The organism is Stenotrophomonas sp. STEN009, assembly GCF_056760395.1.
The window spans coordinates 35,295-54,598 of record NZ_JBRRES010000011.1 but is presented as its reverse complement, the minus strand read 5'-3'; the positions used below and the strand labels follow the sequence as shown (position 1 = coordinate 54,598).

At 67.7% G+C, this 19,304-nt stretch carries 18 protein-coding genes and 2 riboswitches; of the genes, 9 read left to right on the top strand and 9 right to left on the bottom strand.

The features are described from left to right. Window positions 1–12 precede the first annotated feature (12 nt). The 4 genes from ACVOMM_RS07400 to ACVOMM_RS07385 all read right to left on the bottom strand — a co-directional run bounded on the left by ACVOMM_RS07400 (window position 13) and on the right by ACVOMM_RS07385 (window position 5,148). A complete protein-coding gene (locus ACVOMM_RS07400; RefSeq protein ID WP_164151365.1) occupies window positions 13–579 on the bottom strand; it encodes a TlpA disulfide reductase family protein in 567 nt (188 codons plus the stop codon). Continuing rightward, window positions 576–2,954, bottom strand: coding sequence for a protein-disulfide reductase DsbD family protein (locus ACVOMM_RS07395; protein WP_481526074.1), 2,379 nt, complete (start codon window positions 2,952–2,954; stop codon window positions 576–578). Before ACVOMM_RS07395 ends, ACVOMM_RS07400 begins: the two co-directional genes overlap by 4 nt. Next, window positions 2,951–3,289 carry a divalent-cation tolerance protein CutA gene (gene cutA, locus ACVOMM_RS07390; RefSeq protein WP_053515713.1) on the bottom strand — a complete coding sequence of 113 codons (339 nt, stop codon included), beginning with the start codon at window positions 3,287–3,289 and terminating at the stop codon, window positions 2,951–2,953. The genes ACVOMM_RS07395 and cutA overlap by 4 nt, the downstream gene beginning before the upstream one ends. Before the next feature lie 68 nt (window positions 3,290–3,357). Further along, window positions 3,358–5,148, bottom strand: a complete 1,791-nt coding sequence (locus ACVOMM_RS07385; protein ID WP_065174432.1) for an endonuclease — start codon at window positions 5,146–5,148, stop codon at window positions 3,358–3,360. Between the two features lie 312 nt (window positions 5,149–5,460). Between ACVOMM_RS07385 and ACVOMM_RS07380 the strand changes: the two genes are divergently transcribed. Continuing rightward, on the top strand, window positions 5,461–5,748 hold the full coding sequence (locus tag ACVOMM_RS07380) for a co-chaperone GroES (RefSeq protein ID WP_006396661.1): 288 nt from the start codon (window positions 5,461–5,463) through the stop codon (window positions 5,746–5,748). An 81-nt stretch (window positions 5,749–5,829) separates the two neighbouring features. Further along, entirely contained in the window at window positions 5,830–7,479 is a 1,650-nt protein-coding gene (gene groL, locus ACVOMM_RS07375; RefSeq protein WP_053515717.1) for a chaperonin GroEL, read from the top strand. A gap of 100 nt (window positions 7,480–7,579) precedes the next feature. Here the strand turns inward: groL and ACVOMM_RS07370 are convergent, their stop codons facing one another. Further along, window positions 7,580–8,740 carry a serine hydrolase domain-containing protein gene (locus ACVOMM_RS07370; protein WP_180876518.1) on the bottom strand — a complete coding sequence of 387 codons (1,161 nt, stop codon included), beginning with the start codon at window positions 8,738–8,740 and terminating at the stop codon, window positions 7,580–7,582. Window positions 8,741–8,906: 166 nt separating this feature from the next. On the opposite strand from ACVOMM_RS07370, the gene ACVOMM_RS07365 reads away from it, so the two are divergent. Both ACVOMM_RS07365 and ACVOMM_RS07360 read left to right on the top strand, forming a co-directional pair. Next, the gene (locus ACVOMM_RS07365; protein ID WP_481526073.1) at window positions 8,907–9,407 is read left to right on the top strand and encodes a MarR family winged helix-turn-helix transcriptional regulator; all 501 of its coding nucleotides are present in this window, start codon (window positions 8,907–8,909) and stop codon (window positions 9,405–9,407) included. After that, window positions 9,404–10,138 carry a DNA alkylation repair protein gene (locus ACVOMM_RS07360; protein WP_128987724.1) on the top strand — a complete coding sequence of 245 codons (735 nt, stop codon included), beginning with the start codon at window positions 9,404–9,406 and terminating at the stop codon, window positions 10,136–10,138. Before ACVOMM_RS07365 ends, ACVOMM_RS07360 begins: the two co-directional genes overlap by 4 nt. Window positions 10,139–10,197: 59 nt before the next feature. Here the strand turns inward: ACVOMM_RS07360 and ACVOMM_RS07355 are convergent, their stop codons facing one another. Beyond that, on the bottom strand, window positions 10,198–10,554 hold the full coding sequence (locus tag ACVOMM_RS07355; RefSeq protein ID WP_065174435.1) for a hypothetical protein: 357 nt from the start codon (window positions 10,552–10,554) through the stop codon (window positions 10,198–10,200). Window positions 10,555–11,011: 457 nt separating this feature from the next. On the opposite strand from ACVOMM_RS07355, the gene ACVOMM_RS07350 reads away from it, so the two are divergent. Both ACVOMM_RS07350 and ACVOMM_RS07345 read left to right on the top strand, forming a co-directional pair. Next, on the top strand, window positions 11,012–11,272 hold the full coding sequence (locus ACVOMM_RS07350; RefSeq protein WP_053515725.1) for a hypothetical protein: 261 nt from the start codon (window positions 11,012–11,014) through the stop codon (window positions 11,270–11,272). 257 nt (window positions 11,273–11,529) lie between these two features. After that, entirely contained in the window at window positions 11,530–12,603 is a 1,074-nt protein-coding gene (locus tag ACVOMM_RS07345) for a 3-deoxy-7-phosphoheptulonate synthase (protein WP_180876521.1), read from the top strand. A 197-nt stretch (window positions 12,604–12,800) separates the two neighbouring features. On the opposite strand, the gene ACVOMM_RS07340 is transcribed toward ACVOMM_RS07345, so the two are convergent. Then, window positions 12,801–13,418 carry a trimeric intracellular cation channel family protein gene (locus tag ACVOMM_RS07340; protein WP_053515730.1) on the bottom strand — a complete coding sequence of 206 codons (618 nt, stop codon included), beginning with the start codon at window positions 13,416–13,418 and terminating at the stop codon, window positions 12,801–12,803. An 82-nt stretch (window positions 13,419–13,500) separates the two neighbouring features. Further along, window positions 13,501–13,606, bottom strand: a riboswitch (glycine riboswitch). Between the two features lie 13 nt (window positions 13,607–13,619). Beyond that, a riboswitch (glycine riboswitch) is annotated at window positions 13,620–13,709 on the bottom strand. Window positions 13,710–13,748: 39 nt separating this feature from the next. On the opposite strand from ACVOMM_RS07340, the gene ACVOMM_RS07335 reads away from it, so the two are divergent. Continuing rightward, entirely contained in the window at window positions 13,749–14,024 is a 276-nt protein-coding gene (locus ACVOMM_RS07335) for a GIY-YIG nuclease family protein (RefSeq protein WP_180876522.1), read from the top strand. 99 nt (window positions 14,025–14,123) lie between these two features. Here ACVOMM_RS07335 and ACVOMM_RS07330 read toward each other — a convergent pair whose 3' ends face one another. Further along, window positions 14,124–15,404 carry an NAD(P)/FAD-dependent oxidoreductase gene (locus ACVOMM_RS07330; RefSeq protein ID WP_065174438.1) on the bottom strand — a complete coding sequence of 427 codons (1,281 nt, stop codon included), beginning with the start codon at window positions 15,402–15,404 and terminating at the stop codon, window positions 14,124–14,126. A gap of 119 nt (window positions 15,405–15,523) precedes the next feature. Here ACVOMM_RS07330 and ACVOMM_RS07325 point away from each other — a divergent pair, with 119 nt between their 5' ends. Then, complete coding sequence (locus tag ACVOMM_RS07325; protein WP_065174439.1) at window positions 15,524–16,318, top strand: NYN domain-containing protein; 795 nt, start codon at window positions 15,524–15,526, stop codon at window positions 16,316–16,318. Window positions 16,319–16,424: 106 nt separating this feature from the next. Further along, window positions 16,425–17,045, top strand: coding sequence for a glutathione S-transferase family protein (locus tag ACVOMM_RS07320; protein ID WP_053515737.1), 621 nt, complete (start codon window positions 16,425–16,427; stop codon window positions 17,043–17,045). 59 nt (window positions 17,046–17,104) lie between these two features. On the opposite strand, the gene ACVOMM_RS07315 is transcribed toward ACVOMM_RS07320, so the two are convergent. Beyond that, window positions 17,105–19,282, bottom strand: a complete 2,178-nt coding sequence (locus tag ACVOMM_RS07315; RefSeq protein WP_481526072.1) for a primosomal protein N' — start codon at window positions 19,280–19,282, stop codon at window positions 17,105–17,107. Window positions 19,283–19,304: the final 22 nt, after the last annotated feature.

Here is a 19,304-nt window from a genome sequence, read left to right as displayed (position 1 = left end):
GCCGCGGCCAGCTTACAGCCGGGCCCACGTCTGCACTTCGCCGGCGGCAAACGGCCCCAGCTTCTGCTTCACGATGCGGCCCTGTGCATCCACCAGCACGCTGTAAGGTAGCAGCCCCTGGGCATTGCCCAGCTGCACGCTGGCATCGCGCGGACCGGGCGTCTCCAGCACGATCGGGTAGTCCACCGGCACCCGCTGCAGGAAGCGCTGCACATCTTCGGGTGTATCCAGCGCCAGCCCCAGCACCTGCACGCCGTCAGGTTGCTGCGCCTGCGCGAAGCGCGACAGTTCCGGCATTTCCTCGACGCAGGGCCCGCACCAGCTGGCCCAGACATTGATGAGCAGCGGCCGGCCGGCAAAACGCTGGCGCAGATCGAGCGGCTGTCCCTGCAGGTCCGGCAGCACCAGTGCGGGCAGGGCATCGCCTGCCTGCAGCACGGGCAGCGGTGCTGCAGGTGGCTGCGCGTCTGGATCGCCAGCGTCCGCCGCCGGCACCGGCGTCAGCCGATGGCCGGCCCACAGGCCCAGGCCGGCAGCCAGCACCGCGGTCCACAGCAGCGCTGGCCGTTGCCACCTCATCGTGCGGTGCGCAGCAGCGCTTCTTCGACCACGGCCTGGGTAAGCAGGGTCGGCAGCACCGTCGGCGGTGCGCCCGGCCCATACACCACGTAAAGCGGAACGCCCACGGCCTTGTGCTCATCGAGGAAAGCGGTGATCTGCGGGTCCACGTTGGTGTAGTCGCCGCGCATGTACACCGCGTTGGTGCGCCTGAGCAGCTCCCTGAACTCCGGTCGCGACAGCACGGCGCGCTCGTTCGCCTTGCAGCTCACGCACCAGTCGGCGGTCATGTTGACGAACACCACGCGGTTGTCGGCACGCAGGCGGTCGAGCAGCTGCGGCGAATACTCCACGACGTTCTCGCTGGTGGCCTGTGCCGCACGTGCCGGTGGCTTCAGCTGGGTCACGCCCCACACCGGTACCAGCGCGGCGATTGCCAGCAGCACGCCCAGCAGGCCGGCGGCGCGCTGGCTGCGCCAGCGGCTGCGCTCGAACAACCACAGGCCCAGGGCCAGCAGCAGCAGTCCGCCCAGCGCCAGCGCCATGCCGTCCACGCCACGCTGCTTGCCCAGCACCCACAGCAGCCACAGTGCGGTGGCATACATCGGGAACGCCAGTACGTGCTTGAGCGTTTCCATCCACGGGCCGGGCTTGGGCAGGCGCCGCGCGAGCGCCGGCACGAAGCCGATCAGCAGGAACGGCAGGGCCAGGCCCAGGCCCAGGAACAGGAACACGGCCATCGCCTGTACGGGCGTGGCAACGAAGGCATAGGCGACCGCGCCTCCCATGAACGGACCGACGCACGCGCTGCCGACCACGCAGGCCAGCGCACCGGTGAAGAAATCGCCGGCCGGACCGCTGCGACGGGCGAGTGACTGGCCGAGGTTGCCCAGGCCACCGCCGAGGGTGAACACGCCGGACAGGCTCAGGCCAACCGCAAACATGATGTAGGCCAGTGCCGCGACCACGCCTGGGTGCTGCAGCTGGAAACCGATGCCCACCGCATTGCCAAGCATGCGCAGGCCGACCATCAGCGCGCCGATCACCGCGAAGGCGACCAGTACGCCCAGCGTGTACCACATGGCGTGGCTGCGGGCGCGCTCGGCGCTCTCACCGCTCTGTGCCAGGCCCAGCACTTTCAGCGACAGGATCGGCAGCACGCAGGGCATCAGGTTCAGTACGAGGCCACCGGCCAGTGCCAGCAGCAGCACCCACAGGAACGAACGGTCCGGATCCGGGGTGGTGGCCGGCGGGCGGGTACGCAGCGCGTTGTCGCCCCGCGCATCGGCGGCGAACCCTGCCTGCGCGCCGTCCACATCGGTACGCGCCGGTTCGCTGTTCGGCACGGTCGGCAGCAGGCGCAACGGGGTGCCGTTGGCAGCCTCGCGCGGTGCGGCGCTGCCCGCCGGCAGCGGTCGGATCATTTCGCTGCGTGGCGCAGGCTGGCCGGCGTGGGCGCTGATCTTTCCCGCGGGGATCGACAGCTTCACCCGGCGGGTCATCGGCGGGTAGCAGATGCCATCGGTCTGGCAACCCTGGAAGGTCACCACCAGTGTGCTGTCCACCGCGTCGGTCACCGTGCGGCGCAGCGGCAGCGGCACTTCGACCTGGTTGAAGTACACCGACACATCGCCGAAGTGCTCGTCGCGATGCGACTGCGCGGCGGGCCAGCGCGGCGTATCAGCCAGCACACCGGCACTGCCTTCCAGCTTCAGTGAAGTGCGATCGCGATACAGGTAGTAGCCCGGCGCGGGACTGAAGCGCAGCAGCAGGGTGTTGCCATCGCTGGCGATCGCGTCGAAGCCGAAGGCTTGTTCGGAGGGCAGCGGAAGCGCCTGGCTGTTGCTGCTGCCGGGCAGGCGCAGGCCACCACCGCTGCCGGCCCCGGCAAGCGGAGTGTTGAACGCGTTCACGCCGGTGACCCGCGCGGTTGGCAGGGCGGCTGCGGCGCTACCGCCACCACCGGGCAGTGTCACCTGGACCACGCGCTTCTGCGGCGGGTAGCAGACACCGGCATCGGCGCAGCCCTGGTAGCGCACTTCCAGGCTGAGGGTGCCGGCCGCATCCGTCGGGGCGCCCGGCAGCGAAACCTGCAGGCGTTCGCGGTAGGTCTCGACCTCGCCGAAGAAATCGTCGTGGTGCTTGGTGCCGCTGGGCATCTGCAGCGCACCGGCATTGAAGGCCGGGTCGGCCTTGACGCTGGTGCGGTGGCGATAGAGGTAGTACCCCGGCGCGATCTTGAACTGCAGCTGGATCTGGTTCCGCTCCGGAGCACTGGCGGTCAGCGCGAACGCCTGGTCCACCGGCAGCAGATCTTTCTCGTCCAGGGCGAATGCAGGCAGGGCCAGCGAGAGCAGGGCGCACAGCGCGGCGGCACGGGCAAACAGATTCATCAAGCGGTGTCCTCCCGGGTCTGCGCCCGGATCCAATCCAGATAGGCCGGCAGTCCGGCCCGGGCTTCGACCGCGATGCACTCGGGGAGTTCATACGGATGCAGTTCGACGATCCGTGCCATCGCTGCCTCCACGCGGCTGGCCGTAGTCTTCACCAGCAGCTGCAGCTCGGCATCGGTAGTGACCTCGCCCTGCCAGCGGTAGGTCGACTGCGCCCCTTCCAGGCGCGTCACGCAGGCGGCCAGGCGCTCGCCGACCAGCGCATGCGCGATGCGCTCGGCACTGGCCCGGTCCGGGCAGGTGGTCAACAGCAGCAGGACGGGATCGACGGTCGGCATGACCGTCGAGTATAGGGCCGCCGCCGGATCAAGGTCCGGCGGCGGCGATGGACCGCTGCGTTGCGCGGTCAGTTGGCCAGCTGGCAGGTCGCCGGCTTGGCCGAGGTGAACAACGCCGGCGTCGCCCACTCGGGGTGGTCGATGAACGGGTTGCGGTTGCCCTGGAAGCTGTAGATCACGTCGTTGCGCGCGCGCTCGGCGTCGTCCGGCGGATCGGACAGATGCCAGTCGATCAGGGTCGAGAGCAGGCCCATGTAGGCCGGCGAACTGCTGGTCCTGACGATCCGGCTGCGGTCGTCGGTCAGCTCCAGGTCCGGCTCGGACTGGCCGGTGGCTGCATCCTTGCCGCCCTCGTAGCGGATCGCCATGTACATCACCGCGCGCGCCATGTCGCCCTTGCGATGGCCCCACACCTCGAAGGTGCCGGTGTTGCCGTCCGGCGTGCGCACCCAGTTGGAATTGCCCGGGTAGCCGCCGCTGCCGCCGCCATGGCCGTTGTTGGCCTCGGTGGCGCGCTCGCCGCAGTTGGCATCGCACTTGCCGAACGGCTTGTTGCCGCGGTCGGCATTCCACTGCGCATCGGTCAGGTACAGCATGTGGGTGTCGGTGTAGGGCGCGTAGGGCAGGCCCTTGTCGCCGGTGGTGCTGGCAAAGCCCAGCGAGTTCGGCCAGGTGTGCTCGCGGTTGTAGGTCAGGCCGCTGCCCGTGCCAGCGCGATCGCTGACCTTGGCGTAGCTGCGGTTGCGATAGGCATCGAGGATGCGGTTGGGATTGTTCGGATCCTCGTCGGCGATCTCCAGGATGGTCCAGGTGCTGGTGCCCGACCCGCTGTACGGATAGGCGGTGTGGCCCTTGATGGTCGCGTGCAGCGAGCAGCGCAGCTGGCTCGGGCTGGAGGTGTTGACCCTGGAGTAGTAGCCCGCCGGTACGCCGGGATTGCCCGGATCGGGGTTGCCCGTGGCGCTGGCCACGGTGAAGGCGATGCGGCTGTCGGCAGCCGGATGCGCGCCCTGCAGGTCGGTGATGCGCGCGGCGCGGATGTCGAAGCGGCAGGCCTCACCGGCCACCAGCGCGGTGTTGGTGGACAGCTTCACGCTCCTGCCGCTGGCCGGGTGGGTCAGCGGTACGCTGCCGGAGGCGCCGCAGCTCAGCGCGAAGGCGCCGCTGGCCAGGTTCACCGTCTCGCTGAACACCACTTCCAGATCGGCCGCGGCCGGGAACGTGCTGCTGCCCTGGGCGGGGGTGGTGGTGGACACCGATGGCGGCGTATTGGGACCGGGCGTACCCCCACCGCTGAAGGTCTGGCCGTTGTTGCAGCTGCCGAAGGTCTGCGTCGCCGATTCGGCCCAGGTGAAGTGGGCGTACTGGCTGCCGCTGCCCGTCAGCTGCAGTGAGGTGCCAGGGGCCGTGCTGTTGGTCTCGGCCACCGGAATGTTCTGGCTGGTCATGCCTGCGGCAGGACCGCCGGAGGCAGTGATCGTGCCCTCATAGCTGAGGAACTGGACCACCTTGCCGCTGGCGTCGACCAGCGCGATGCCGTCGTTGGGACCGTTCTGGATGCCGTTGGTCGGATAGCTGACCACGGCCAGGGTGGCGCTGCCGCACCCGGCGGCGCTGCCGGCAGGGACGGCCGTGTTGGCGTACACCGAAGCGGCCGACGGCGTGCTGCCGTTGTAGAGATACAGCCGATAGCCGGACAGATCCTCGCCGGCGGTGGCCACGACCTCGATCGCCTCGCCGACGTCACCGGCTGCGGTGCTGTCGTCGTAATGCAGTTCGTTGATGAAGACCTCGGCCTGGGCCGGCGCGGTGGCCAGGGCCAGCACGCAGGCGGTGGCGAGCGGGGACAGCAATCGCATCGACGACTCCTTGTGATTGGGAATGCGCGGCCGAGCCTAAGGCCGATCCAGTGACACTTTGTCGTAAATGAACGTCAGATATCTGACAGTGCGACGTTGGTCACCTAATTCGGGGCCACCCCACCGCACTGCCGCAGCGTCCGGCGCGGAAACTTTTTTCGCGACGCCCCTTGAAAGCCTCCCGGGGGGCTCCATCTCTGCCGTGCTCCCGACCTTGTCGGGTTTCTTCACGTGCGGTTCTGGCACTCGCCTGGTGCGAGTGCTAACATCGCCGGACTTTTTTAGACCAATCAATCACTTAAGAGGTCTCCTATGAGCATCAAGCCGCTGCACGACCGCGTTGTGGTCAAGCCGATCGAAGCCGACGAAATCTCCGCCGGTGGCATCGTCATCCCCGACTCGGCCAAGGAAAAGTCCACCAAGGGTGAAGTCGTGGCCGTCGGCCCCGGCAAGCCGCTGGACAACGGCAGCGTGCGCGCGCCGTCGCTGAAGGTCGGTGACAAGGTCATCTACGGCCAGTACGCCGGCAGCTCGTACAAGAGCGAAGGCGTCGAGTACAAGGTCCTGCGCGAAGACGACGTGCTCGCCGTCATCGGCTGAGCCCCGCCGCGACCTGTTTCAACCTGATCCCCACATCCCAGCCGCCGGGCACGGCCCGGCGCGACCAATGAGGTAATTGCAATGGCTGCCAAGGATATCCGTTTCGGTGAAGACGCCCGTTCGCGCATGGTGCGCGGCGTCAACGTTCTCGCCAATGCCGTCAAGGCCACCCTCGGCCCGAAGGGCCGCAATGTCGTGCTCGAGAAGAGCTTCGGCGCCCCGACCATCACCAAGGACGGCGTCTCCGTCGCCAAGGAAATCGAACTGGCTGACAAGTTCGAGAACATGGGCGCGCAGATGGTGAAGGAAGTTGCTTCGCGCACCAACGACGACGCCGGCGACGGCACCACCACCGCCACCGTGCTGGCCCAGGCCCTGATCCGCGAAGGCGCCAAGGCCGTTGCTGCCGGCATGAACCCGATGGACCTCAAGCGCGGTATCGACAAGGCCGTCGTGGCTGCCGTCACCGAGCTGAAGAACATCTCCAAGCCGACCGCTGACGACAAGGCGATCGCCCAGGTCGGCACCATCTCGGCCAACTCGGACGAGTCGATCGGCCAGATCATCGCTGACGCGATGAAGGAAGTCGGCAAGGAAGGCGTGATCACCGTTGAAGAAGGCTCGGGCCTGGACAACGAGCTGGACGTGGTCAAGGGCATGCAGTTCGACCGCGGCTACCTGTCCCCGTACTTCATCAACAACCAGCAGTCGCAGACCGCTGACCTGGATGACCCGTTCATCCTGCTGCACGACAAGAAGATCTCCAACGTCCGTGACCTGCTGCCGGTGCTGGAAGGCGTCGCCAAGGCCGGCAAGCCGCTGCTGATCGTGGCCGAGGAAGTCGAAGGCGAAGCGCTGGCGACCCTGGTGGTCAACACCATCCGTGGCATCGTCAAGGTTGTGGCCGTGAAGGCCCCGGGCTTCGGCGATCGTCGCAAGGCGATGCTGGAAGACATGGCCGTGCTGACCGGCGGCACCGTGATCTCCGAAGAAGTGGGCCTGTCGCTGGAGAAGGCCACCATCAAGGACCTGGGCCGCGCCAAGAAGGTGCAGGTCTCCAAGGAGAACACCACCATCATCGACGGCGTGGGCGACAAGGCTGCGGTCGAATCGCGCGTTGCGCAGATCAAGACCCAGATCCAGGACACCTCCTCGGATTACGACCGCGAGAAGCTGCAGGAACGCGTGGCCAAGCTGGCCGGCGGCGTTGCCGTGATCAAGGTGGGTGCGTCCACCGAAATCGAAATGAAGGAAAAGAAGGATCGCGTCGACGACGCCCTGCACGCTACCCGTGCAGCCGTTGAAGAAGGCGTGGTTCCGGGCGGCGGCGTTGCACTGGTCCGTGCGGTCACCGCGCTGGCCGGCCTGAAGGGCGCCAACGAAGACCAGAACCACGGCATCCAGATCGCCCTGCGCGCGATGGAAGCCCCGCTGCGCGAGATCGTCGCCAACGCCGGCGAAGAGCCGTCCGTCATCGTCAACAAGGTCAAGGAAGGCAGCGGCAGCTTCGGCTACAACGCCGCCACCGGTGAGTTCGGCGACATGCTGCAGTTCGGCATCCTGGACCCGACCAAGGTGACCCGTTCGGCGCTGCAGAACGCGGCCTCGATCGCTGGCCTGATGATCACCACCGAAGCCATGGTTGCCGAAGCGCCGAAGAAGGACGAGCCGGCCCTGGGCGGCGCCGGTGGCATGGGCGGCATGGGTGGCATGGGCGGCATGGACTTCTAAGGTCCGCTGTTCCCGATGAAGTGAAAAACCCCGCCGCAAGGCGGGGTTTTTTTTGTGGGCGTTCCGCCCCCTCTGCTGGACGTGGACCGTGGTCGACCTGTCAGCGCACGAATGCCTTCGTGGCGCCGTATTCCCATTCCCACGGCACCCCCGTCTCGCCCAGCACGAAGCGCACCAGTGCCGGAAAGGTCGCTTCGGCGCGCACATCGTTGCCCAGGATCACTACGCAGCGTTGGCCTTGTTCGACGCACACCAGCGTGTTGCCCACCGCATCGTCATGTCCGCCCTTGTAGAAGCCTGCGCCCTGTGGACCGGTGAATGTCACCACGCCCAGTCCCGCAGCCAGGTTTCTGCGCTGCTGCGCCACCGGCAGTTCCGGCTGCAGCGTCGGGAACTGGCTGGCGGTGGTGATCGGCAGCTGCGGCCGCACCAGCTCCCGGCGCATCGATGCCGACAGCCCCTGGCCACTGACATAGCCGGCCGCGAAATTGCCCATGTCGGCGATGGTCGTGTCCATCGAACCGGCGGCACGCACGCGGCTGCGTTCATCGTGCGGCTCCGCCGTGCCTTCGGCGGTCCAGCCGTCGGCCAGATTCGTGGCGAAATCCTCGCGCCACATCATGCTGGTGCGGGGCATGCCGAAGCGGTCGAATACGCGCTGCTGCATGAGCGTACCCACGTCCTGGCCCAGCCCGCGCTCCAGCACGAACTGCAGCAGGATCAGGCCTTCGCCAGAATAGCCATAGCGGCTGCCCGGATCGAAGTGGAATTTCAGTTTTCCGTCCGGTTCCAGGAATGCAAAGTTGGCAAAGCCGCTGGCATGGTTGAGCAGCAGGCGCGGGGTCAGCCGGCGCCAACGTTCGTCGCCGGCCAGCACGGTGTAATCGGCGTACTTCTTCGGCTCGGCCGGATAGTCCGGCAGCGGTCTGTCCAGTGCGCTGGCGATGCTGGCATCCAGATCGATCACCTTGTCCTGTGCAAGCTGCGCGATCAGGTGGCCGAAGGCCATCTTGGTCAGCGATGCCGCATACATCACCGTGTCGGTCTGCAGCGGTTCGCCGGCAGCGTTGCGCTCGCCATAGGCGGCAACGTGCACGACCTTGCCACCGTCGACGACGGCCACTGCCATCCCGCGGGCGTGAGCCACCTGCATCAGGCGCTTGGCCTCGGCATCGATCCGGGCCGGGGAGGGAACGGGAGGGGGAGCGGCCATTACGGCGGCGGGGAACAGCGTCAGCAACAGCAGGACGGCACGGCGCATGCGTGGAACTCCTGGCGGGACGTGGCGCGATGCTACCGCAGCTTCGGCTGCTTGCAGCCCCCTGTGCGAGGAGTGCGCCCGGCCGGGCCCGGCGGCAGGCCCTGTAGGTGTTGCGTTCCATCCCGTCATGAATATGATTAGGCACCTAAACATATTGGAAATCGCTGTGCTTGAGGCTAAACATGGCGCTCTTCTGGATGAGGCCCGGCGACGTGGCCACGCCAATGTCGCCCTGCTGCATCTGTGCTTCCAGCTGCTGCCGCTGTCCTCGGCGATCGATCGCGACTGCGCCAGCCGGCTGGCACCGCACGGGCTCAGTGAAGGCCGCTTCATCGTGCTGTTCCTGCTGCACGGTGCCGGCGGCACACTGTCGCCGCATGCGCTGGCCGAGCGCGCCGGCGTCACCCGCGCCACCATCAGCGGCCTGCTCGATGGCCTGCAGCGCGAAGGTCTGCTGCAGCGGCGCAGCGATGCGGACGATGGTCGTCGCCTGCAGATCGTGCTGACCGCGCAGGGCAAGCGCCTGGCCGAAGACCTCTTCAATCAGCACACGCAGTGGATCGCGGGCCTGTTCAACGGCCTGGACACTGCCGAGCAGGTGCAGCTCTCACAGCTGCTGGCCAAGGTGTGGCAGCACACCGGCAGCGGACGGAAGGACCTGCAGTGAGCGCAGCGATCAGCCCGGCGCGAAAGCATCAGCTGGATACCGGGGCAGCCGCCAGCACGCATCTGGCGGAATGTCTGGCCGTGGACTTCGCGGTGTTGCTGCAGACCGTTGCGGTGCTGCCGGAGACTGCCATTCAATGCATGCGCGATGCCGCCAGCAAAGGCATTACCCAGCGCATGATTCTGGCGGCAACGCTGTTGCGTGAGGCCAGGCAGGGTGATCCTGCACAGTGGCAGTCGCATGCATCCGACACCGTGCGCGGCTGGGCCTGCTACCTGATCGGTGGCGATGCCACCGCCTCCCTGCCGGTGAAGCTGGAGAAGATGCGCCCGTTGGCCGATGATCCGCATTTCGGCGTGCGCGAATGGGCGTGGCTGGCGCTGCGCACCGACATCGTTGCCGGGCCACTGCTGGCGCTTGAATGCCTGCAGCCGTGGACGCAGGAACCGTCCGCGCATCTGCGCCGGTTTGCCTGTGAAGCACTGCGTCCCCGTGGCGTCTGGGCGGCGCACATCGCTCTTTTCAAGCAGCATCCCGAACACGCGCATTCGCTGCTGGAGGCACTGGCTGATGATCCCGAACGCTATGTGCAGGATTCCGTCGGCAACTGGCTCAACGATGCCGGGAAGACCCAGCCGCAGTGGCTGCGTGACCTGTGCACACGCTGGCAACGCGAGCGCGACAGCCCTGCCAACGCCTACATCCGCAGGCGCGCACTGCGTTCACTGTGATCCGGCGGGTGCCGGCCCATGACCGGGCCATCGGGCCCGGTCACATTGCGCGGACGCGGCTAGTGGGGCTGCAGGCGTTCGGCCGCATGCGTGGCCAGCCCCAGGGATGCCAGCATCAACCCTTCCATCACCCGGTCGCTCACGTGATGTTCGGGCGCGGCATTCTGGCGGCAGCGTTCGGCGGCCAGCAGCACCTCCTGCACGATGCGCAGGCCGGCCAGTGCGCCATCGGCATCGGCCAGCATCATGCGTCGGCCGTTCGCTGGATGGCGCTCGGGCCAGGGTTGGCCATCGGCGGCCGCACCGCTGCCGATGCGTTGCAGGTGGGCGACCAGACCGTTGGGATCGAACGGCGCCTGATCGGCATTGGCCGGATCGGGGTGGGCACCGGGGAAGGGAACGTGTGGTGTGTTCATGGCGTGTGCTCCGTACAGGACAGACGACACCGCCACCGGAAGAGGTGGCGGACGGTACGTGGCGGCAAAGACCGGGTCACTGATCCGGCGGGCGCAAGCGCCCCCCCGCACCGCCCGCCATGGAACGCGGACGGATTGCCAGCCGGCGCCGCCCAAGGCGACGCCGGCTGACAAGCGTAAACAACATCTCCTCGGGCTTTGCCGACCCGGCCACCCTTTTCCGGTGGCAAACCATCTTGAGCACATGTATCGCATATGCCATTGCCCGTATAACCGCGCATCGATCGCCTGCACGCCCCTTCCGGGCCGAAGGGTGGGAAGCCTGGAAGGAAGATCTCAACGCGGTGGCACCATCGGTCCAGTCGCGACACCATCGATCCGCACATCGGCACATGCGCCGGTCATCCGGACGCGGTAAACAGTGCATTGCCCACGTCCACCCGCAGGGAAGTCGATCATGCAGAGCACGCTCCAGGTCACGCTGTTCGGCCCTCCCGGCGACACCCCGGCGTTGCAGTTGCCGGATGTGGACGGGCCCTCGGTGGCGATACCGGAATCGACACTGCGGCGGCTGGTCTCCGATCTCTACACGGCGCGGTCCCTGCTCAACCCCGAGCAGCTGGAGGAGGCGAGGCGGGAGCTGGACCAGGTGCTGGAGCGCTGGGCCGATATCCACGAGGGCCTGCTGCTGGACGTGGAAGTGCATGGCAGCCGCTAGATCGCCGTGCTGCTGAACCGCTTCCCCAGTTGCGGATGAAACATTTTGTGCTGCGCAGAAGCTGTGCTATCAATACATCCCATGAACGCAGCCGCTACCCGCTTTTACTGGTATTACTTTCCGAAGCCACTGGCGGAGGAAGGACTGCGCTCACCCTGAAGAAAGCTTCAGACGCATTCCCGAAAGCCGCCAGCGAACCTGGCGGCTTTTTTCATGCCGCCTCGCTGGGGACCCCCTACGTACCGGAGACCTCCCCCATGCCCCCCCATACCGACGACCTGCGCATCCGCACCATCGAACCGCTCACACCGCCTGCCCAGCTGCTGGCGATGCTGCCGTGTGACGATGAAGCCTCCGACACCGTCAGTGCATCGCGCGCGGCCCTGCACCAGATCCTGCATGGCCGCGACGATCGCCTGGCGGTCGTGGTCGGCCCGTGTTCGATCCACGATCCGAATGCGGCCATCGAGTACGCACAGCGCTTGAAGCCGCTGCGCGACGCGCTGGCCGGCGAGCTCGAGATCGTCATGCGCGTGTACTTCGAGAAGCCGCGCACCACGGTGGGCTGGAAGGGCCTGATCAATGACCCGGACCTGGACGGCAGCTTCCGGATCGACAAGGGCCTGCGCATTGCCCGCGGCCTGCTGCGCGACATCAACAAGCTGGGCCTGCCGGCCGGCGTTGAATTCCTCGACGTGATCTCGCCGCAGTACATCGCCGACCTGGTGGCATGGGGCGCGATCGGCGCACGCACCACCGAAAGCCAGGTGCACCGCGAACTGGCCTCCGGCCTGTCGTGCCCGGTGGGCTTCAAGAACGGCACCGATGGCAACGTCAAGATCGCGGCCGATGCGGTCGGCGCGGCCTCCAACCCGCATCACTTCCTGTCGGTGACCAAGCAGGGCGGCACCGCCATCGTTTCGACCACCGGCAACCCGGATTGTCATGTGATCCTGCGCGGCGGCAAGCAGCCGAACTACGACGCGGCCAACGTGGCCGACGCCTGCCAGGCACTGGCCAAGGCCAGGCTGCCGACGCGGCTGATGATCGATGCCAGCCATGCCAACAGCCTGAAAAACCCGGAAAACCAGCCGAAGGTGATCGAAGACATCGCCGTTCAGCTGGAGGACGGCGAACAGCGCATCGTGGGCGTGATGATCGAGAGCCATCTGGTGGGAGGCCGGCAGGAACTGGTGGAAGGCCAGCCGCTGGTCTACGGGCAGAGCATCACCGATGGCTGCATCGACTGGGACACCACCGTGACGGTGCTGGAGCGACTGGCTGCGGCCGTGCGCGCCCGTCGCGAAGTGACGGTGTCAGAAGCCGCCTGAGCGCGGCATGTGTGTGGATGGCGGCCTGCGCCTGCGGGGGTGCGGCCGCGATCAGGGCCGGTCGGAGTTGGAGACCGGCCCGTCCGCACCGGCGATGCGCCTGGCGCTGCGCATGAGCGACAGCGCCAGGTCCATCGCCGGGGTGGTGCAGGGCACGAAGGGGAGCGCCGGGCCACGCCCGGCGAACACGCCATCGTTCAATGCACTTCGTCGTGATACACGAACTTCGGCATTTCCCAGCGGTAATGGATCGCCAGCAGGCGCAGGGCGAAGCCGCCCGCCAGGCAGCACAGGATGGCCGTGGCATCGGACACGTTCCAGTGCAGCAGCAGCAGATAGGCGGCGCCGGTCAGCAGCGCGATGATCGCGTACAGCTCCTTCTGGAAAATCAGCGGCACTTCGTTGCACAGAATGTCGCGCAGCACGCCGCCGAACGCGCCGGTCAGCATGCCGGCGATCAGCACGATCGGCGTGGCATGACCGGCCTCGCGTGCGATCGAGCAACCGATCAGGGTGAAGGCGATCAGGCCCAGGCCGTCGAGCACCAGGAAGGTGCGGCGGAAGTGGTGCATCCAGCGTGCGACCCAGGTGGCGATCAGCGCCGCGCACACGGTGAAGCCGAGGTACTCGGGATGTTTGACCCAGCCCAGCGGATAGTGGCCAAGCAGGATGTCGCGCAGTGAACCACCGCCGAGCGCGGTAACGCAGGCGATCATGACCACGCCGAACAGATCCATGCGGCGGCGTCCCGCGGACAGTGCGCCGGTCATGGCTTCGGCGGAAATGGCAATCAGGTAGATGATGGACAGCAACATGGAACAGGCTCCGGACGCGGTGGGGCCGGCCATGCGCGGACGCCGCCATTGCCTGCGCAATGACGGGATGACGATGACCGGTGCCGCTCCCGCTGTCCTTTTGCCTGAGAGTTCAGCGGCGTAGGCCGCGTGCCCCTTCGGCGGATCGTGCCGGGCATGCCCGGTGACCTCTCTCCAGCTCGGCGAGTCGAATGCATGGTTGGTGGGATTCCAGCCCACCGGCCTGAGCGATCATGGGAGCCTGCGCCTTCGGCGGGCGCCAGCGCGGCGCCTCTCTCCTGCATTCGCGGGCAGTATATCCGCTGCGGTGCAGCACGGCATAATCCCGGCATGGCCCCGTCCCACCGCCCGTGGTTCCTGTACCTGCTCGAATGCCGCGATGGCAGCTACTACGCTGGCATCAGCACCGACGTGGACGCGCGTTTCGCCGCCCATCGCGCCGGTACGGGGGCGCGCTACACCCGGGCCCGCCCGCCGCTGCGCATCCTGGCCGTGCGCGAGTACCCGGACCGCTCCGCCGCTTCGCGCGCCGAGTGGCAGCTCAAACAGCTGCCGCGCGAGCGCAAGCTGGCGTGGTTGCAGGCATTGGATTCCTCATCTTTGTAGCGCCGTGCCCAGGCACGGCGCATCGCAGGCAGTCGCGACGCGACGTAGGGTCAGATCCCTTTCCGCAGGAAAGGGATCCGACCCCGTTGCAGACCTGCGCTACCGTTTCGGCCGCCGGTCATCCTGGTCATCGCCGAAGATGATGCGTGCGCTGCGCTGGTAGCTCCAATACGCCACCGCCCAGTTCAGCAGCACCACGATGCGGTTGCGGAAGCCGATCAGGAAGAACACGTGCGCGGCCAGCCAGAACCACCAGGCCAGCACGCCCGACAGCTGCAGGCGCCCCAGGTGCACGATGGCGGCCATGCGGCCGATGGTGGCCAGGTTGCCGTAGTCCGCGTACTTGAAGGGCCCGGGCTCCGGCCTGCCGTGCAGGCGTGCACGGATGACCTCGGCCACGTACTTGCCCATCTGCTTGGCGGCGGGCGCTACGCCGGGCACGGGCTTGCCGTTGGCCTGGTTCACCGCGGCCAGATCGCCGGCCACGAACAGTTCCGGATGCCCGGGCAGGGTCAGGTCCGGCTGCACCTGCACGCGCCCGGCACGGTCCAGTGGCACGTCCAGCGTGCGCGCCAGCGGCGAGGCGGCCACGCCGGCCGCCCACACCACGGTGCGCGCCGGCACGAACTGGTCACCCAGCGTGAAGCCCTGGCTGTCGATGTTGCTCACCGGCGTTCCGGTCAGCACTTCCACACCCAGCTTTTCCAGCTGCCGGCGCGCCTTCAGCGAGAGCACTTCCGGGAACGAGGACAGCACGCGTGGACCGGCTTCCACCAGGCGCACCTTGGCGCTGGCCGGATCGATGTGGCGGAATTCATTGCGCAGCGTATGGCGTGCAATCTCGGCCAGGGTGCCCGCCAGTTCGACGCCGGTCGGGCCGCCGCCGACGACGGCAAAGCTGAGCCACGCCGCCTTCCTGGCCGGGTCCGGTTCGGCTTCGGCGCGCTCGAACGCCAGCAGCAGCTTGCGGCGCAGGGCAATGGCATCGTCGAGGGTCTTCAGGCCGGGCGCATCATCGGCCCACTGGTCGTTGCCGAAGTAGGCGTGAGTGGCGCCGGTAGCCAGCAGCAGGCTGTCGTAGTCCAGCGTGCTGCCGTCGGCCAGCCGCACCTGGCGGAGCTGCCTGTCGATGGCCACGACCTCACCGAGCCGCACTTCCACGTTGCGCTGGTGGCCGAGGATGTGGCGCAGCGGTGCGGCAATGTCCGGCGCTGACAGGCCTGCGGTCGCCACCTGGTACAGCAGCGGCTGGAACAGGTGATGGTTGCGGCGGTCGACCAGGGTGATGCGGATGCGTTCGCGTGCCAGCGCACGGGTGGCCCAGAGGCCGGCAAAACCGCCGCCGACAACGACCAGGTGGGGAACGCGCTCACGACTCATCGACTCACTCCAGGGGGCATGGGGAACCGTCCGGCATCTTCGCACGGCGGCGGCCTGTCACGTCAGCGTGCGCGCGGATCGGCGATACTCGGATTCAGGCAACCGCCAGCGAGAGGCCCATGAGCGAACCGGAAAAGCGCATCGCCCTGTTGATCGACGCCGACAACGCGCCCGCATCGAAGATCGACGAAGTGCTGGCGGAGGTGGCCCGCTACGGCGTGGCCAATGTCCGCCGTGCCTACGGCAACTGGAAGAGCCCACGGCTGAAAGGCTGGGAGGCGGTGCTGCACGAGTACGCGATCCGGCCCATCCAGCAGTTCGCCTACAGCAAGGGCAAGAACGCCTCGGACATGGCCATGGTGATCGATGCGATGGACCTGCTGTACGCGCGCAACCTCGACGGCTTCGCCATCGTCTCCAGCGATGCTGATTTCACTCCAATGGTGATGCGCCTGTTGACCGACGGGGTGAAGGTGTATGGCTTCGGCGAAAAGAAGACGCCGGAACCCTTCGTCAATGCCTGTTCCAAATTCACCTATCTGGAAGCACTGGGCCAGGCCCATGCCAGCGTGCCGGAAGTGGAACAGGGCACGGCAGAGCCGGGTGCCATCGAGCCGGCCACCGGTGAAACGGGCAGCGGCGACGAAGTGCGCCCGCGCAAGAGCGGCGCGGAAATGCGCAGCGATACACGTCTGGTGAAGATGCTGCGCCGCGCCGTGTCCGCCGCGGAAGGCGAGGACGGCTGGTCGCACCTGGGGCCGGTGGGCAGCCAGATCGCCAACCAGGCCTCGTTCGATTCGCGCAACTATGGCTATGGAAAGCTGAGTGATCTGCTGGCGGCGATCGGTCTGTTCGAACTGAAGAAGGATGGCAAGTCGTCCTACGTGCGCGCGCTGCCGAAGAAGAACCGGTAGCGCCGGGCCATGCCCGGCCGACGCCCCCGCGCATCATTCCGCACGCCCACATGTACACCGATCAGGCGTATCGTTGCCGCTCGCATTGCCCGCAAGGAATACCCGCATGTTGAAGATCTGGGGCCGTCGCAATTCCAGCAACGTCCGCAAGGTGCTGTGGTGTGCCGAAGAGATCGGCCTGCCCTACGAGTCCATCGAAGTGGGCGGCAGCCACGGTGGCACACAGACGCCGGAATACCTGGCGATGAACCCCAACAGCCTGGTGCCGGTGATCGAGGACCACGGCCTGCCGCTGTGGGAGTCCAACGCCATCGTGCGCTACCTGAGCGCGCGCTACGCGCTGGGGACACTGTACGCCGAGGATCCGATGGAACGCGCACAGGCCGAGAAATGGATGGACTGGAGCACCTCGCGGATGGCGCCGCTGTACAGCGATCTGATCTGGGGCATCATGCGCACCGCGCCGGCAGACCGCGACGAATCGCGCATCAATGCCGCCATCGTGCGCGCCGCCGATTACCTGGCGATGGCCGATGCGACGCTGGCCACGCAGCCGTGGCTGTCGGGCGCGACATTCGCGATGGGCGACATCCCGTTGGGTTCACTGGTGTACGCCTGGTATGAACTGCCGATCCAGCGTCCGGACCTGCCCCACCTGGCCGAGTGGTACGCCCGGCTGCGTGAGCGACCCGCTTACCAGCGCGGCGTGATGTCACCGCTGACGTAAGCGGGAATCGCGCGCGGTAACGGTAGCGCCGGGCCATGCCCGGCGGATTCCGCTTGCATTCAATACAGATCCGTCGGATCCACATCCAGCGACCAGCGCACCTTGCGGGCTTCCGGCAAGGCATACAGCTGCGGTACCAGCTGCGCCAGCACGCCGTGCAGAGGCGGGCGCTGTGCCGATGAGAGCAGCAGCTGCGTGCGCTGGTAGCCGGCCCGGCGCGGCATCGGTGCCGGCATCGGTCCGTACGCCTCCACCAGCGCCTGTTCGCCCAGCAGTCGCCGTGCAGCCAGCAGGAACGCGTTGGCGTGCTCCACCTGCTGCGCTTCGGCACGCATCAGTGCCAGATGCGCGAATGGCGGGAAGCCGGCGGCCTGCCGCTGGTTCAGTTCGGCCTGCGCGAACGGGTGGTAGCCGCCGTTGACCAGCGTCTCCAGCAGGGGATGACCCGGATGGTGGGTCTGCAGCCACACCTCGCCCGGATCGCGGGCGCGCCCGGCGCGGCCGGCGACCTGGATCAACTGCTGCGCGAGTTTCTCGCTGGCGCGGAAATCGGCCGAGAACAGGCCCTCGTCGATGCCGACCACCACCACCAGCGTGAGTCTGGGCAGATCGTGGCCCTTGGCCAGGATCTGCGTGCCGACCAGGATGCCGGCCTGGTCCCCCAGCTTGGCCAGCTGCTGTTCCAGCGCATCGCGGCGGGCGGTGGTGCCACGGTCGATGCGCACCACCGGGTACTCGGCGAAGGCGGCGGTGAGGTGCTCCTCCAGCCGCTCGGTGCCGATTCCCTGTGGCTGCAGGGCCAGGCTGCCGCAGGCGGGGCAGGCCAGTGGCGCCGGTTGCCGCGCACCGCAGTGATGGCACTGCAGGCGACGGCCGCCGCCATGCACGGTCATCGGCGCATCACAGCGCTGGCACGGCGCCGTCCAGCCGCAGTCATGGCACAGCAGTACCGGTGCGTAACCACGCCGGTTCTTGAACACCAGCACCTGCTGGCCGCGCTGCAGGTGCTCGCCGATGCCGGCCAGCACTTCGGCCGAGAGACCGTCCTGCAGGGGACGCTTGCGCACATCCAGGATGCGCACGCGTGGCGGCCGAGCGTCGCCGGCGCGCTGCTTCAGGCGCAGGTGCAGGTAACGACCGGCATAGGCGTTGTGCAGGGTTTCCAGCGACGGTGTCGCGCTGCCCAGCAGCACCGGAACCCCCAGCGCCTTGGCACGCACCAGGGCGAAATCGCGCGCGTGGTAGCGGATGCCGTCCTGCTGCTTGTAGCTGCCGTCATGTTCCTCGTCCACGATCAGCAGGCCGGCCTGCGGCAGCGGCGTGAACACCGCCGAGCGGGTGCCGACGATCACCCGCGCTTCGCCGCGCGAGGCGGCTGCCCAGACGCGCGCGCGCTCGTTGTCGTTCAATCCCGAATGCAGCGCATGCACGGCGATGCCCAGGCGGCCGCGGAAACGCGCCAGGGTCTGCGGCGTCAGTCCGATTTCGGGCACCAGCACCAGCGCCTGCCGGCCTTGGGCCAGGCAGTGGATGATCGCCTGCAGGTAGACCTCGGTCTTGCCGCTGCCGGTCACCCCATCGAGCAGGAAGGGCTGGAACCCCTCCGCGGCGTTGATCGCGGCAACGGCTTCGGCCTGGTCCGGATTGAGGGTCGGGCCGGGCAGCGGTTGCGCGTGCTGTGGCGCCACGCTCAGTGCAACGCGCTCGGCCAGTGCGCGCTTGCCGAGACTGCGCGCCGCGCTGCGCCAGTCCTCCATGCGCGCCCCCAGCACGTCCTCGTCCACGACGGCGTCGGCCAGCAGTTCCGCCAACTGCCGCGGGCGGCTGCCTGCGCGCAGCGTGCCGCGCTGCGCGTGGCCTGCGGCGGTCAGCTGCCAGCCCCAATGATGGGTGTCGGGCAGGGCTTCGCCGTGCCGCAGCGGCCCCGGCAGGGCCGTGCTCAGCACTTCGCCCAGCGGCGCGTGGGTGTATCGGGCCAGCCATTGCAGGCTCTGCCACAGTTCGCCCTGCAGCAGGGGCGCGGGGTCGCACCACGCGAGCGCCTGACGCAGGCCCTGGCCGTCGTCGGCCTGGCCGTGGCCGGCCACCACGCCGATGAGTTCGCGGTTGCCGAACGGCACCTTAACCCGGCAGCCGACCGCCACGTCCGGGGCATCGCCCTGCGGCGACAGATAGTCGAACAGGCGGGGCAGGGGGACGGGCAGGGCGACCTGCAGGGTCGAAATCGGGTCGAGCATCGGGGCAGTGTAACGGGCCGTG

Excerpts from the sequence above, each read along its gene's own strand:
- ACVOMM_RS07320 (WP_053515737.1), top strand. The coding sequence starts at position 16,425 with ATGTTGAAGATCTGGGGCCGTCGCAATTCCAGCAACGTCCGCAAGGTG.
- ACVOMM_RS07315 (WP_481526072.1), bottom strand. The coding sequence starts at position 19,282 with ATGCTCGACCCGATTTCGACCCTGCAGGTCGCCCTGCCCGTCCCCCTG.
- ACVOMM_RS07380 (WP_006396661.1), top strand. The coding sequence starts at position 5,461 with ATGAGCATCAAGCCGCTGCACGACCGCGTTGTGGTCAAGCCGATCGAA.
- ACVOMM_RS07335 (WP_180876522.1), top strand. The coding sequence starts at position 13,749 with ATGGCCCCGTCCCACCGCCCGTGGTTCCTGTACCTGCTCGAATGCCGC.
- ACVOMM_RS07400 (WP_164151365.1), bottom strand. The coding sequence starts at position 579 with ATGAGGTGGCAACGGCCAGCGCTGCTGTGGACCGCGGTGCTGGCTGCC.
- ACVOMM_RS07330 (WP_065174438.1), bottom strand. The coding sequence starts at position 15,404 with ATGAGTCGTGAGCGCGTTCCCCACCTGGTCGTTGTCGGCGGCGGTTTT.
- ACVOMM_RS07385 (WP_065174432.1), bottom strand. The coding sequence starts at position 5,148 with ATGCGATTGCTGTCCCCGCTCGCCACCGCCTGCGTGCTGGCCCTGGCC.
- ACVOMM_RS07350 (WP_053515725.1), top strand. The coding sequence starts at position 11,012 with ATGCAGAGCACGCTCCAGGTCACGCTGTTCGGCCCTCCCGGCGACACC.
- ACVOMM_RS07370 (WP_180876518.1), bottom strand. The coding sequence starts at position 8,740 with ATGCGCCGTGCCGTCCTGCTGTTGCTGACGCTGTTCCCCGCCGCCGTA.
- cutA (WP_053515713.1), bottom strand. The coding sequence starts at position 3,289 with ATGCCGACCGTCGATCCCGTCCTGCTGCTGTTGACCACCTGCCCGGAC.
- ACVOMM_RS07325 (WP_065174439.1), top strand. The coding sequence starts at position 15,524 with ATGAGCGAACCGGAAAAGCGCATCGCCCTGTTGATCGACGCCGACAAC.
- groL (WP_053515717.1), top strand. The coding sequence starts at position 5,830 with ATGGCTGCCAAGGATATCCGTTTCGGTGAAGACGCCCGTTCGCGCATG.
- ACVOMM_RS07355 (WP_065174435.1), bottom strand. The coding sequence starts at position 10,554 with ATGAACACACCACACGTTCCCTTCCCCGGTGCCCACCCCGATCCGGCC.
- ACVOMM_RS07345 (WP_180876521.1), top strand. The coding sequence starts at position 11,530 with ATGCCCCCCCATACCGACGACCTGCGCATCCGCACCATCGAACCGCTC.
- ACVOMM_RS07340 (WP_053515730.1), bottom strand. The coding sequence starts at position 13,418 with ATGTTGCTGTCCATCATCTACCTGATTGCCATTTCCGCCGAAGCCATG.